12 protein-coding genes, 1 tRNA gene and 1 pseudogene are annotated in these 12,867 nt (G+C 49.8%); 6 read left to right on the forward strand and 8 right to left on the reverse strand.

What is annotated here, in order from left to right; translation table 11 throughout:
• Nucleotides 1-5 precede the first annotated feature (5 nt).
• From TY10_RS00810 to TY10_RS00820, 3 genes are all read right to left on the reverse strand, one after another.
• Nucleotides 6-1,097, reverse strand: a complete 1,092-nt coding sequence (locus tag TY10_RS00810; protein ID WP_042159596.1) for a sensor histidine kinase — start codon at nt 1,095-1,097, stop codon at nt 6-8.
• Nucleotides 1,094-1,801, reverse strand: a complete 708-nt coding sequence (locus TY10_RS00815) for a response regulator transcription factor (protein WP_042159598.1) — start codon at nt 1,799-1,801, stop codon at nt 1,094-1,096. The genes TY10_RS00810 and TY10_RS00815 overlap by 4 nt, the downstream gene beginning before the upstream one ends.
• A 269-nt stretch (nt 1,802-2,070) precedes the next feature.
• Nucleotides 2,071-2,157 (reverse strand) — tRNA-Leu (locus TY10_RS00820).
• A 228-nt stretch (nt 2,158-2,385) separates the two neighbouring features.
• Here TY10_RS00820 and TY10_RS00825 point away from each other — a divergent pair.
• A complete protein-coding gene (locus tag TY10_RS00825; RefSeq protein WP_063510413.1) occupies nt 2,386-3,156 on the forward strand; it encodes a divergent polysaccharide deacetylase family protein in 771 nt (256 codons plus the stop codon).
• On the opposite strand, the gene TY10_RS00830 is transcribed toward TY10_RS00825, so the two are convergent.
• Complete coding sequence (locus tag TY10_RS00830; RefSeq protein ID WP_155985643.1) at nt 3,121-3,822, reverse strand: N-acetylmuramoyl-L-alanine amidase family protein; 702 nt, start codon at nt 3,820-3,822, stop codon at nt 3,121-3,123. The two genes, TY10_RS00825 and TY10_RS00830, sit on opposite strands and share 36 nt — an antisense overlap.
• Nucleotides 3,823-4,018: 196 nt before the next feature.
• On the opposite strand from TY10_RS00830, the gene TY10_RS29530 reads away from it, so the two are divergent.
• The 3 genes from TY10_RS29530 to TY10_RS29535 are packed head-to-tail and all read left to right on the forward strand — an operon-like array spanning nt 4,019 to nt 4,584.
• Nucleotides 4,019-4,159, forward strand: a complete 141-nt coding sequence (locus tag TY10_RS29530; RefSeq protein ID WP_238327396.1) for a YqzE family protein — start codon at nt 4,019-4,021, stop codon at nt 4,157-4,159.
• Nucleotides 4,126-4,350 (forward strand): hypothetical protein, encoded by a 225-nt coding sequence (locus tag TY10_RS30175; RefSeq protein WP_155985641.1) that lies wholly within the window; start codon nt 4,126-4,128, stop codon nt 4,348-4,350. Before TY10_RS29530 ends, TY10_RS30175 begins: the two co-directional genes overlap by 34 nt.
• Nucleotides 4,351-4,398: 48 nt before the next feature.
• Nucleotides 4,399-4,584, forward strand: coding sequence for a hypothetical protein (locus tag TY10_RS29535; RefSeq protein WP_081735054.1), 186 nt, complete (start codon nt 4,399-4,401; stop codon nt 4,582-4,584).
• A gap of 649 nt (nt 4,585-5,233) precedes the next feature.
• On the opposite strand, the gene TY10_RS00840 is transcribed toward TY10_RS29535, so the two are convergent.
• The 3 genes and pseudogenes from TY10_RS00840 to TY10_RS32410 all read right to left on the reverse strand — a co-directional run.
• A complete protein-coding gene (locus TY10_RS00840) occupies nt 5,234-6,175 on the reverse strand; it encodes a YqhG family protein (RefSeq protein ID WP_042159602.1) in 942 nt (313 codons plus the stop codon).
• Complete coding sequence (locus TY10_RS32405) at nt 6,172-6,987, reverse strand: DEAD/DEAH box helicase (RefSeq protein ID WP_420329368.1); 816 nt, start codon at nt 6,985-6,987, stop codon at nt 6,172-6,174. The genes TY10_RS00840 and TY10_RS32405 overlap by 4 nt, the downstream gene beginning before the upstream one ends.
• A gap of 18 nt (nt 6,988-7,005) precedes the next feature.
• A pseudogene (locus tag TY10_RS32410) lies at nt 7,006-7,934 on the reverse strand (DEAD/DEAH box helicase); the annotation flags it as partial.
• A 327-nt stretch (nt 7,935-8,261) separates the two neighbouring features.
• Here TY10_RS32410 and TY10_RS00850 point away from each other — a divergent pair.
• Together TY10_RS00850 and TY10_RS00855 are read left to right on the forward strand one after the other, a co-directional pair.
• Nucleotides 8,262-10,916 (forward strand): adenosylcobalamin-dependent ribonucleoside-diphosphate reductase, encoded by a 2,655-nt coding sequence (locus TY10_RS00850; protein ID WP_042159604.1) that lies wholly within the window; start codon nt 8,262-8,264, stop codon nt 10,914-10,916.
• Nucleotides 10,917-11,222: 306 nt separating this feature from the next.
• Nucleotides 11,223-11,894 (forward strand): 4'-phosphopantetheinyl transferase family protein, encoded by a 672-nt coding sequence (locus TY10_RS00855; RefSeq protein WP_162160552.1) that lies wholly within the window; start codon nt 11,223-11,225, stop codon nt 11,892-11,894.
• Between the two features lie 124 nt (nt 11,895-12,018).
• On the opposite strand, the gene TY10_RS00860 is transcribed toward TY10_RS00855, so the two are convergent.
• Nucleotides 12,019-12,672 carry a hypothetical protein gene (locus TY10_RS00860; RefSeq protein ID WP_042159606.1) on the reverse strand — a complete coding sequence of 218 codons (654 nt, stop codon included), beginning with the start codon at nt 12,670-12,672 and terminating at the stop codon, nt 12,019-12,021.
• Between the last annotated feature and the right edge of the window lie 195 nt (nt 12,673-12,867).

Raw genomic sequence — 12,867 nt, forward strand, 5'->3', positions numbered from 1 at the left:
TGATCTTATAGCTTGGTATTCACGGATGAAGAGTGGAGCTGATCAGAGGAGGACTTGCGACTGGTAAAGACCGGCAGCGTAAACCAGAAACAGCTTCCCGATCCTGTGGTACTGCGCACGCCAATTTCGCCGCCATGGAGCTGGACGATCGATTTAGCGATTGCCAGTCCAAGCCCAGCGCCTCCGCTGCTTTTACTTCGAGATTTATCCACCCGGTAAAACCGTTCAAAGATGCGGGAAAGCTCCGCTTCATCTATTCCTTCGCCTTCATCTATAACGGAGATCCTCAAGAAGGAATCGTCCTGTTCGGCGGCTGATAAAATGATTTTTCCCCCGATAGGGGAATATTGAATGGCATTTTGCAGCAGATTGGACAGAACCCGCTTGATTTGAGCGGGCACCATATTGGCGGCAGGCAGTCTATCCGGCATTTCGATCTCAATCTTAAGCTGCTTTTCCTTCAAATGCAGAGAAAAGCTTTCCAAGGTGCTGATCAGCAATTCATCCGTATGATAAGGCTGCGGGTCGAATATTTCCCCCTGGGCTTCCATACTGGAGAGCTCGAACAAGTCCTGAATGAGGCCGCCCAGCCGTCTCGTTTCCAGCCGAATGGTATGCAAATAACGCTGGAAGGTTTCCTTATCGTTAATCACGTCGTCTTCCAGCGCTTCGACGAATGATTGAATGGATGCCAGGGGCGTCCGCAAATCATGGGAGACATTCGCAATTAATTCCCGCCGCGCAGCTTCGGAGCTGTACAGATTATCAAAGCTTTCCTTTAACTTTTGACTCATCTCGTTGAATTGTTGTGCCAAGATCTTATATTCCAGCGGCCCAATTGACGGGACTTCTGTATGGAAATCGCCTTCGGCTATTTTTTTGGTCTGCTGGGTGATTCGCGCAATCGACTTCTCCAAAGGCCGTGTCAGCAAATGCTGCAGAATGAAAGAGAGGAGGCCTGTGCCAGCCGTAACGCTAGTCAGCCAGTATAGCTGTTCGATCGTAAGCAGCATTTTGGAGTAGCTGACAAACAAAATGATTAATAAAACGCCAATGCCAGTAAGGTTGGCCAGCAATAAATTGGTTCTTAATTTCATGGTTTGGCTTCACCCGCAAACTTATAACCAATGCCCCAGACCGTTTTGATATATTTAGGTTCTGAAGGATTCGGCTCGATTTTTTCTCTCAATCTGCGAATATGCACGGTCACTGTGGTCGTATCTCCCTCATAGCTGAAATCCCACAGCTTGCTCAGAATTTGATTCCGAGAAAAGACTTGATCGGGATGGCTCGCCAATAAGTACAGCATCTCGAACTCTGTAACCGTCAAGTCAATCGTCTGCCCGCATACTTCAACTTTGCGTTTGCCCACGTGAATCGTTATATCTTCGTATTTAATCATATGTTCGGAAGCAGCGCTGGGGGCAGGCTGTATATACCGAACCCTGCGCAATATATTCCTTACGCGAAGAACAAGCTCCCTTGGACTGAAAGGCTTCGTCAAATAATCATCTGCGCCTAATGTCAGCCCCATCAGCCGATCCTGCTCTTCTCCGCGTGCGGTCAGCATGATGATCGGTATATCCTCGGTTTGACGGATTTCCGTACACACTTGCCAGCCGTCTTTGCGGGGCATCATGAGATCGAGCACGATAAGATCCGGCCGATGGCTCGACCATAGCTCCAGTGCTTCTAAGCCGTCTCTGGCGGTCATGACGAAATAGCCTTCCCGTTCCAGATATCTGCGGCATACATCCGTAATATTCATATCGTCATCAGCGACCAGTATGCGCTCATTCAATCCGCCCAACCCCTAACGTTCAATAAAGATCTATAAAATCGATCATACCATAAAAGGGCTGATCATCTCGGCTGAATGCTCCTTACATCATCATCATCATCATCATGATCACACTCCATATAAATTTGTGCTGCAAAAGAATCGTAAGCCAAACTGCTTACGATTCTCTAAGCAAAGTATTACAAATGTATTACGGCTTATTAGAACAACAAAAAAAGGCCCGCGAATCGCTGCAAGAGCGATTTCACGAGCCTGTTAGTTATAAGGTATGGTGCGGTCAAGAGGACTCGAACCTCCACGGTTGTTACACCACTAGAACCTGAATCTAGCGCGTCTGCCAATTCCGCCATGACCGCATGTCATTGGGATTACGTTCCTAATGGTAGCATGCGTCCTAAAGCGAAGTCAAGCTATTCGCCAAAGTTCAAATATTCAGCATATTTTCCCACGAATGGACAAACAATGAAAGAAGCGTAAACAAGATAAGGGGGTTTGGAATTTGAATGCGAAAATAAAAAAACGCTTGCTTGCTGCTTGCAGCTGGAGCCATCGCTTTAAGCTTATCAGCAGGGAGCCGTATAGGATTGGCGGGAGCGGAAGGGGCAGAAGCTGCACCGGATCAGCCGGTGCAATCCGAAGGACAAGTCCGGCAAGTAGCCATCGTCATCGATGACTTCGGCAATAATATGAACGGTACGGAAGAGATGCTTAATCTGCCGATTAAGTTCACAGTGGCGGTCATGCCGTTTATGCCAACGACAAAGCAGGATGCCGAGGAAGCGCACCGGCTTGGGCATGATGTGATTGTCCATATGCCGATGGAGCCCAATAAAGGGTTGAAATCCTGGCTAGGACCAGGCGCAATTACGACAGATATGAGCGATGAGGAAATACGCAAGCGGGTGGAGGACGCCATTAACGAAGTGCCGCATGCGATCGGCATGAACAATCATATGGGATCCAAAGTGACGGCGGACGAACGGGTTATGCGTGTTGTGCTTCAGGTATGCAAGGAGCGGGGACTGTTTTTTCTAGACAGCCGGACTACGTTTAAGACCGTTGTGCCGAAGGTAACACAAGAGCTGAGCGTTCCGCTCGTATCCAATGATGTTTTCCTTGACGACGTTTATACGGAAGCGCACATTTCTAAGCAGATTGGGATTGTCCGCAAATTTTTGGAGCAGCATGATAATTGTGTCGTTATCGGCCATGTGGGCGTTCCAGGCAAAAAGACCGCCGCAGTGCTGCGGCAGTCCATACCCGTTATGCAATCCAATGAGCATATTCAGTTCGTAAAAGCTGCCGACATGCTGTCTCCCTCACCGGGTGATCCATTTATATTGCCGAATTCCTGATGCTATAGCATTCGCAATTTGAAGCTGCTGGCGAGGGTCGGTTAGCATCGCCCGATCCCCGTCATTGCTTATGAAGCCCATCTCGACAATGACGGCTGGCTGGTCCACCCGGCGGAGCAGATAGAAAGGCTTGCCTTCACGCGGATAGAAGGTCGTCTCTTGCTGGCGGTTAAGCGCATCCTGGATGCAAAAAGCAAGCAAAGCGCTCTCTCCGCTTTCCTGATGGAGAACTATCGGTCCGCTCTTGGAACGGTTTTTCGTTGCATTGACATGCAGGCTGACAAGCAGCTGCGTATCAATTTCCTCTGTCAGCTGCCTGCGTTGAGACAGGTCACGGCGATGCCTGGAGCGGGTGATATGCCAGCGGTTATCATCGCTGAGGGCGTAATCACCAGTTCGATTCAATACAGCGGAAATGCCTTGGCTGTTCAGCAGCAAATACAGCTTTTGAGCGACAGCCAGATTAATATCCTTTTCAAGCACCGAATCTGCAGAAGCCCCGCCGTCGATGCCGCCGTGTCCTGCATCAATTAACACGTTAGCGGAGGGCATCGTCCAGCCGCTGTCATTCTCGGATTGCGGTTCATCGGCAGCGTCGGGATCCGGAGCTGCATCTGCAAAATTGATGGGAAGCAGCATAAGTAAGGCAGCGGCAAGCTGCAGCATTTTCAACAAAATCGTTCCTCCTCCGTTACTCTGGGACCAAATGCAACATCCTTATCGTGGCTTATTGGAGGAAAACTCATACACGTTTATTAACGAAGGGCAGCGGGCAAACTTGTATTAACAAATAAATGAGGTGATAGGTATGGCAAGCGGCAATGATTTGATCAAATACGTAACGGAACAGGTTGTGCACTATATGGAGACGCCCCGTGCCGAGCGCAAACAGACAAAAGCGTCAGCCAGAGCGCAAAGGGAGCACTGGATGACGCGTTGGTTTGGCGTTGGTGCAATGAGCGTATTATTATGGTGGAGAGGACGAGCAGAGCGTCAGCGGTAAAAGCGTCCAAGTTCAGCAAGCAGCTGAACTGGAATATATCGGCGGCTTTCGCCCAGCTCGTCCGTCTCGAGTGCGGCATAGACGATGCCGTTATTCCAATCATGGTAACCGGTAACGGACCAGGCATACAGCATATCGCCGCCATAACGTTCAGCAACGTATTGTACTTGTTTTTCGCTTTAATGGCATAAAGAAGCTTCGACACATCTTTATTGCTCGCTTGAAGCGGTGCGGCATCAGTGAGCCAAGGCAATTTACTGTATGGATCGAACGAGGGATTGGACACGACTGTCCGCAAATTGACTTCTTTCTGCGTTAAATCGATGACGGGAAGAGCTGCGGCAAGCTTTGCTTCCTTCGTGCTTGCGGTTTCCCATTTGCGCGCATCAAGTGGAAGTCCTTCGCCGCTCATCGCGTCGCTGTAGATGGTTCGTTTATCATCGCTTGTTTTCCAGACGGCAAGCAAGGGATGCACATATAGCTGCTGATTTGCAGAAGGATGGATAAGGGAGAGCTGCCGCAAAGATTGCTGCAGCGTTTGTTCATTATATAAGTATTGTCCCAAGCCGTACTCGCCTATTGTATAGCCGCCTTGCTCGACAGCTTGCACGACGACATAGCCGGCTGTTTTGCCGTTCGTTCCTTTAATAAGGGCCAGCCAGTTATGTGTTCCCGGACCTAAAGGCATTAATTCGAATTTGGCTTGCTTCCATGAGCGGAAATCCGGCTGCTTGGCCATTTCGGTTATCCAGCCTGACAGCAGGAAAGATATTTCGAAGGTGCTGCTTTGCTCGGCTGGCTCCGCTATTCCATGAACAGTACGTACGGTGACGGGAGATAAAAGCAGCCCGATCGCTAAGGCAGAAGTAATTATTTTTTTCAGCCAATTGTGCTTGCGCATCTATACTCACCTCTTCATTAAAGCAGACTGCATATGCAGCCTGCTTTATTTAATAGAATCTGCTTTCCTATTGTATGCGGACAAGCCTGGGAAGGCTGTTGGTTATTGTCGCCCTTGCGGCGATTCGTCACGTTCTATTTTTGACGGATGGATGCGGATTCCGTCTGATTCCGCTAATCGATGCCTTCCAGATGGAAGATGCCGCAATTTATGGCGGATGCCGTCACCCTCGGCTCGAATTGCCACTTCGTTTCTTGTCTTCTTTGGTTATATTGCTCTTGGATAGCAGGCTTTGTTTCATCTGTAGCGTGCTTGATCAAGGGCTCATAATAACCGTCAATCCGATCGAGCTCTTCCTGAAGCCTCTCTGTTGCTGCCGCCGCCCAGCTGTAATCGTAATTTTTCAGCTTACGCTCCAGTGCCTGCTCCACCACCGATAGTGCCTTCGTCAGCGACAAACCGTTTTTCGCCACATGGACATTTGCCGGCAATCTTGGCGTTAAGCGCAGCGTCTGCAACTGGTCATGGAACTGTTCGACGATGCTTCCTGTCGCAAGAGATACCCCATAGCTGTGAATTTCCTCGCGTTTCATGTCGCTAGCAAACTCGACGCGCATATTCACTCCAAGCCAAGCGGTATAGGGGGTTGATGAGAAAGGAGTGCTCGCCTTTTTCTCCGGCTCCTGAAACAAATTGACGTAGCTGCCATAGCTTTTGGCCGCGGTGAACAATTGCTCCAGCCTGCGGGAACCGAAATACAGATCCTCCCGAGGCGTTCGGGTGCCGTTCGTCAAGTTGCCTGGTACAAACCCCATCGACCGGCTCAATGCAGCATTGGCCGCCGCTTCCTGCGGCGTTAATGCAGGCGCTGAAGCCGAGGGGGCTGCAGTGAGTGCTTCATATTTATGCTTATCGGTGACGAATAGAAAGGTCATCGTCTCGGGCGGAGTTCCGGTGCGGTCAACGAAGCCCCAGTAATAGGGGCGATTGGTCAGTTCCCGGTCTGCGGCCGGAGACAGCTTAACGGTAAAGTGCGCTGGAGACTTTTCCAATATGGAGCAGTCTGTCGCTTCCAAGTACCGGTGGACGAATTTATGCACTTGCTTCTCATTCATGGACGAATCTCCACCTCCACCTTCTGGCCTAATCCTGTCATTTGCGTCAGAATTGCAGCCGGATCGGCCGTTTCATTGCGCAGCTTCACAATAGAGCTGCCGAGCTCATTGATCTGCTTGCTGAGATCGGCATTGCTGCCGCCGGACTGGAGCAGCACCCGGGCGAGCTGCTGTTCCAGCGAGCCTTCTCCTTTCTCAAACCGTTCCAATATATGATCCAGCTCGCCAATGACAAGCTCAAACAGATTGATTTTCTCATGAAGCAAGTTGACGATATGCTCCTCAATGGTGCCGACTGTGCATAGATTGTAGATATGGACATCCTCGGTCTGTCCGAGACGGTGAACGCGCCCGATCCGCTGCTCCACCCGCATCGGATTCCACGGCAGATCGAAGTTGATCATATGGTGGCAGAACTGCAGGTTAATGCCCTCGCCCCCGGCTTCCGTCGCGATTAGCACCTGTGCGCGCCCGCGGAACAGGTCCATCATCCAGTCCTTCTTGCCGCGATTCATCCCGCCCCGGTAAGGAACGGCAACCATATTGTTGTTGCGGAAAAACTGCAGCAAATATTCTTGCGTTGCTCTATATTCGGTGAAAATAATAACTTTCTCATTCATTTGCTGAACGAGCTCCAGCGTTTTTTGCGCTTTCGTATTGGATTCGATCTTGCGGATAAACTCTACCAGCTCCCAAATCTTCGGGCGCATTGGTGAATCCTCGGCCGTCTTCTTGAATAAATTGACGAGCGTTACAAATACGGCATCCCGGCTGCTGCATACTTCACGTTGAAGGGTGACAAGAGAGAGCATGCTGGTCAGATCGCCGCCGCTCTCGTCGTAGCGTTCCCGGACAAAACCGGTCACGGCGTTATATAGAGCTTGTTCTTCTGCTGACAGCACGAGTGGAATGTTGCGGACGATGCGTTTCGTGAACGAAATGCCGCCGTCGCCACGGCGGTTGCGGATCATAATGCTGGACAACGCGTCCTGCAGCTGATCTTCGTTTTTCGGCAGCCGTTTATCGACGACGAAGTTGGCGGCAAACTCACTCTGCCCGCCGAGCTGCCCCGGTTTCAGCAGCGTAATGAGATTGAACAGCTCGTCGAGGTCGTTCTGGATTGGTGTAGCGGTTAGCAGCAGGCAATATTTTTTGCGCAGCTGGACGACAAATTGATAGTTGGTCGTTTTTTTGTTTTTAGCTTATGCGCTTCATCGATAATGATGAGGTCGTAGTCAGTGCCCAGCACAAGCTCGCGGTGCGGGTCGCGCTTCGCGGTATCGATAGAGGCGACTACGACATCGTAGTGCCAAGTATGCTCTTTCTTTTGCGCGACGGCCGATATGCCGAACTTCTGATTCAGCTCTCTTACCCATTGCAAGACCAGGGAGGCAGGCACGAGAATAAGCGCGCGGCGAACGAGACCGCGAACCATATATTCTTTCAGGATCAGGCCGGCTTCGATCGTTTTGCCAAGTCCCACCTCGTCGGCGAGAATGGCCCGGCCGCCCATTTCATGGAGCACCTTGCGGGCCGTACTAATTTGATGCGGCATAGGCTCAAGGCCGGGAAGCGTCCGAAGGCACTGCATATGCTCGAAGCTGTCGATTTTTTTCGCTTGCTCAGCTTCCATTGACAGCTGATACAACGTCCAGTCGTCCCAAGGGCCGTTTTTGGCCATCCGGCTTTGAAGCTCCTCGAACCAGGAACGGTCCAGCTTCAGGTCGACCAATGGATGCAGCTTGCGGGTAGCGATCATGTTCGAAGCGGCAGCCGCACCAGTAAGATCGGCGTTAGGGTTAATGGTAGAGGACAAGTTTGCAGGCTCCTTCCGGGAAAAAAGAGATAGTTGCCTATAGTATGACCCTATTGTCGGATATTCATAAGAAAGAGGAGTAGAATAAGACCGAGGAAATAGCGGACGCCTGCGTGTGATTAAGACTGTAGATGCTGTAAGCCTATTTAATTGTAGATCAGTGAAAATCAATATGTAGTATGTTATAATGGTTATAAAACACAATATGTTGTTATTCTGTTGTGAGACCGTGCATAGAAAGCCAATTCATAATCTGGGGAGGCTGCTGAAATGGGTGAAGCGGGGAGCAATCGGCTGGAAGGCTTGAGTGAAAAAATATTTTTGGACCGGTACGCTAGGAAAAATGCAGATACGAGCAAGGCTAAAGTGGGTGATGTCGTACTCGCGCTAACGAAGGACGATCCGAAATTTCCGGCAAAAGAAGTCGGGGAGATCATCTCGCGAGATGGAGATGTCGTTCAGGTTAAGATGCGGAGCGGGGATACGGTAGAGACTACCGTCGACAAGCTGACGCTGACGATCGAGCATACGCCAGGCGAGATGTGGGATCGGCTGGCTGCGGCTATGGCTGGAGCAGAAGGGGATGAAGCGGCGCGAAGTCTGTGGACGGAGCGTTTCCGCTATATTTTAGATGACTGGAAGCTCGTTCCCGGCGGGCGGATAGCTGCAGGAGCAGGGGCGAGCGATGAGCTGACGCTGTTCAATTGTTACGTCATTCCATCACCGAAGGACAGCCGGGGCGGCATTATGAAGACCTTAACCGAAATGACCGAGATTATGGCTAGAGGCGGCGGTGTTGGCATTAATCTTTCCTCGCTGCGTCCGCGCCGAGCTATCGTGGCAGGAGTGAATGGCACGTCGAGCGGCTCCGTCTCTTGGGGAGGGCTGTTCAGCTATACGACGGGGCTGATCGAGCAGGGCGGGAGCCGGAGGGGCGCTCTCATGCTGATGATTAATGATTGGCATCCCGATATTATCGACTTTATCACGGTGAAGCAGACGATGGGGCAAGTGACGAATGCGAATCTGTCCGTGTGTGTCAGCAACGGTTTTATGAAGGCAGTCAAGGAGGATTCCGACTGGGAGCTTGTTTTCCCCGATACGAAGGATCCCGAGTACAATGAGCTGTGGGAAGGCGATCTGGAGGCATGGCGGAAGCTGGGCAAAAAAGTGATTCCGTACAAAACCGTCCGCGCCCGCGATATTTGGCATCTCATTATTGAATCGGCCTGGAAGTCCGCTGAGCCGGGCGTCGTCTTCATGGAATACTACAACCAGATGTCCAACAGCTGGTATTTCAATCCCATCATCAGCACGAATCCATGCGGGGAGCAGGGTCTGCCGGGCTGGGGCGTATGCAATTTGTCTGCGATAAATCTGTCGAGATTTTACGATGAGGCGAATCACGCCGTTGATTGGCAGGAGCTTGCCAAAGTAACCCGATGGTCGGTACGGTTTCTAGATAATGTGATCGATACGACGCCGTATCACTTTCAGGAAAATGAGGATAATCAAAAACGGGAGCGCCGGATCGGGCTCGGAACGATGGGGCTTGCAGAGCTGATGATCAAGCTGGGCATCCGTTACGGCAGCCCGGAATCACTCGTTTTTCTCGATGAGCTATACAGCTTTATTGCACGGGAGTCCTATCTGGCATCCAGTGAGATCGCTGCGGAAAAAGGCTCTTTCGAAGCTTTCGAGCATGATCTATTTGTGCAAAGCGGGTTTATGCGCAATATAATTGAGGCTTTTCCGGAGGTTGGCGAAACGGTGCGGCTCCAAGGCATTCGCAATGTAACGGTCATTACACAAGCGCCAACGGGCAGTACGGGAACGATGGTCGGCACCTCTACCGGCATCGAGCCTTACTTTGCGTTCGAATATTACCGCCAAAGCCGGCTTGGATACGACAAGCAGCTTGTTCCAATCGCGCAGCAATGGAAGGATGCTCATCCCGGCGAAGATTTGCCGGATTATTTCGTAACGGCGATGAGCCTGTCTGCTAAGGATCACATTCGTGTTCAGGCGGCTATTCAGCGCTGGGTTGACAGCTCAATCTCCAAAACTGCCAATTGTCCTAATGATTTCACCGTGGAGGAGACGAAGGAATTGTACGAAATGGCCTTCGAGCTCGGCTGCAAAGGCGTAACGATCTATCGCGACGGGAGCCGGGATGTACAGGTGTTGTCGACACCAGGTGAAGAGAAAAAGGCGGAAGAATCAGCAGTGGCAGAAGCCGGGAAAACGGACGCGGCGGCTGAAGATGGAACGGTCGAAGCGGGAACTGCGGATGAGGCCGTTGGAGAAAGGTTAACTACGGGAAGTGCAGTTGGAGCGGTGGATGTAAAAGAGGAGCCTGCTAGAACAGGTGTAGTCGATCAAGCTTACAAACGCCGGCCGCAAATGCTGCGCGGTGCCACGTATAAAATCAACACACCGTTCGGTATGGCCTACATTACGATTAACGATCTCAACGGAACGCCGGCTGAAATCTTCCTGAACGTCGGCAAAGCAGGCTCTGATGTGTTCGCGATGGCGGAAGCGCTGGGCAGAGTATGCTCGCTGTTTCTCCGTTACGGCGATCATGGCAATAAAGTGAAGCTGCTGATCAAGCACTTGAAAGGGATTGGCGGCTCCGGCGCGATTGGCTTTGGTGTGAATCGCGTGGAGTCGATTGCAGATGCGGTTGCCAAAGCGTTGGAGACGCATTTGGAGAGTGTTGAGGAGCAGGCGGCTTCGGCTCCCACGGTGAGTGCGGGTGTGTCGAAGTTGAGTGCAAGTGGGGACGAGAATGCTGATAAGCATCAGCATAAACATGGTGAGATCAGCTCGCTTGATCTCTGTCCTTCATGCGGCTCAGCCGCGTTGATTAATATTGAGGGCTGCAGGCAATGCAGCAATTGCGGGTATAGCAAGTGTAATTGAGATCTATTGTTAAAGAATGAATTTATATAGCATGCTGAATGTTTATGTGCGTCGTATAATGCTGCACTAACATTCAAAGTGTGAAGCCGGCCTGTAGCGCAGTATTTTACTAGCTATAGGCTGTTTTCATAAATAAGGTTTAGGGGGCAGATTTGCATGTTGATAATTTCTTATAATGGCTATTAGCGAGGTATGGAAAATTAGCCTACATTATGGTGTAATTAACTTAAGTTTGTAAACGTGCTCTAGACCAGGTTAAGGAAGTGTGACATGCTTCATCTTTATTATCTTAAGATGGATCGAGAAATGGCATCTATAGAACGGGAAGAATGGCTGCCTTACGTTTCTGAAGGAAGACGGGAGCGGGTCGCGCGCTTTCATTTTGCGAAGGATGCTCAGCGATCATTGTTTGGGGAATTATTGGCCAGGTATGCATTGTGTGAAAATACGGGCCGGGGAAATAGTGAGTTGAAGTTTATTCAGAATCGTTTTGGTAAGCCGATGCTGGAAAGGGAAAGAGATGAGAGGGAGATTTACTTTAATCTATCGCATTCTGGACAGTGGGTTGTATGCGCAGTCGATTATACCCCGGTTGGCATCGATGTTGAAGAGATGAAGCCAATTTCATTTGAAATTGCTAAACGTTTTTTTTCCAAGGATGAGTATGAAGCGTTGCTTCGAGAACCGGAGATAAGCCGGCAGCAATACTTTTATGCGTTATGGACGATGAAAGAAAGCTTTATCAAAGCAGATGGTCGAGGGTTATCGTTGCCGCTCGACCAGTTCACGATCGATGTTGCCCAAGGTCGAGTACAGTACCAACAGGAGTGGCAAAATAGCCGACTATGGTACAGTCAATTGGATGAGGAGCATATGCTGGCAGTCTGTGCTTCCCCGGGAATACATAAGATAGCGCAGCATTTCACATTGAGTGACTTCGTAAGAATGGTTACGGATAAACTGGATTTGATAGGATAGCAAAAATAAGACTAGTAATTAAAGGCGGTAAAATCCGAAATCAGATATTTTCAAATACCCCTGAAATCGATCAATAATGCAAAATGAAACCCAGTACCGTGACGGTACTGGGTTTCTATTAAATTTAGGACTGCTGATTCGGCGCTTGTTGTGTCTCTAAATATTTCAAAGCATTGTAGACCATTTCTGCGGCTTCACCGCTTGTAATTTCTTTCTTTGGATTGAAATTGTAGTCTGTATCGAGAGTGGCTATGCCAAGGATAAGCGCACGCTTCACATCCCAGCTTAACTGCTCTCTATTGCTGGAATCCTCATTAATTGCTGGCAGTTCGATTTTCTTCTCCAACGCGATCATCAGGTAATGCGTGAATTCTTCCTTAGTCCAGACCTTTTTTGGATCCAGATCATTCGGCAAACCAAGATCGTTAGCCGCTGCAATAATCAGAGCTTGAGCATACCAAGCTTTATCATCCGCTTTCTTGAAGTAGTCTGTAGCATGCGGTTCTTTAAAGAAACGAATCGTATCTAGATTGAATCCAAACGCATTGACTAACAACTGCACACCTTGCGCAGCGGGAAGAGTAGCATTAATCTCTACGCGCCCCGTTTGATCCCCTTTAATGATGCCTTTCTTTTGCAGCGAAGAGACGGAGATTTGAATCTTGGCATTATTCGCTTCTTGAAATCCTTGTCCAGCTGCGGCAAAGCTATGTCCGGCTATGGTAAGGGAAAGAATTGCAGTGGCGGTTACTGCGAGCATTTTAAATTTGTTTTTCATGTCTGTCACCTCGTTGTAGGATTTGAAGCTTCGCTCTCTTAAACGAACATTGTTTAATAATGTTGCACTCTTTTCGGATGATCGGGAGTATTCGACAACCGCATAGAAACATCATGCTAAAGGCATATTATTCTATGACCTTCAGAAGCTCAGAAAGGTTGGTACAGAAACTTCGTTAATGGCCGTAAAAAGGAG

Origin of the sequence: Paenibacillus gorillae (assembly GCF_000513275.1) — a bacterium.
GTDB lineage: Bacteria > Bacillota > Bacilli > Paenibacillales > Paenibacillaceae > Pristimantibacillus > Pristimantibacillus gorillae.

What these genes read in the sequence shown, in the direction of transcription:
- TY10_RS00810 (WP_042159596.1), bottom strand. Translation starts at nt 1,097, where the DNA reads ATGAAATTAAGAACCAATTTATTGCTGGCCAACCTTACTGGCATTGGC.
- TY10_RS30175 (WP_155985641.1), top strand. Translation starts at nt 4,126, where the DNA reads ATGGTGGAGAGGACGAGCAGAGCGTCAGCGGTAAAAGCGTCCAAGTTC.
- TY10_RS32405 (WP_420329368.1), bottom strand. Translation starts at nt 6,987, where the DNA reads ATGCTCTCTCTTGTCACCCTTCAACGTGAAGTATGCAGCAGCCGGGAT.
- TY10_RS00860 (WP_042159606.1), bottom strand. Translation starts at nt 12,672, where the DNA reads ATGAAAAACAAATTTAAAATGCTCGCAGTAACCGCCACTGCAATTCTT.
- TY10_RS00830 (WP_155985643.1), bottom strand. Translation starts at nt 3,822, where the DNA reads ATGCTGCAGCTTGCCGCTGCCTTACTTATGCTGCTTCCCATCAATTTT.
- TY10_RS29530 (WP_238327396.1), top strand. Translation starts at nt 4,019, where the DNA reads ATGGAGACGCCCCGTGCCGAGCGCAAACAGACAAAAGCGTCAGCCAGA.
- TY10_RS00840 (WP_042159602.1), bottom strand. Translation starts at nt 6,175, where the DNA reads ATGAATGAGAAGCAAGTGCATAAATTCGTCCACCGGTACTTGGAAGCG.
- TY10_RS00850 (WP_042159604.1), top strand. Translation starts at nt 8,262, where the DNA reads ATGGGTGAAGCGGGGAGCAATCGGCTGGAAGGCTTGAGTGAAAAAATA.
- TY10_RS00855 (WP_162160552.1), top strand. Translation starts at nt 11,223, where the DNA reads ATGGCATCTATAGAACGGGAAGAATGGCTGCCTTACGTTTCTGAAGGA.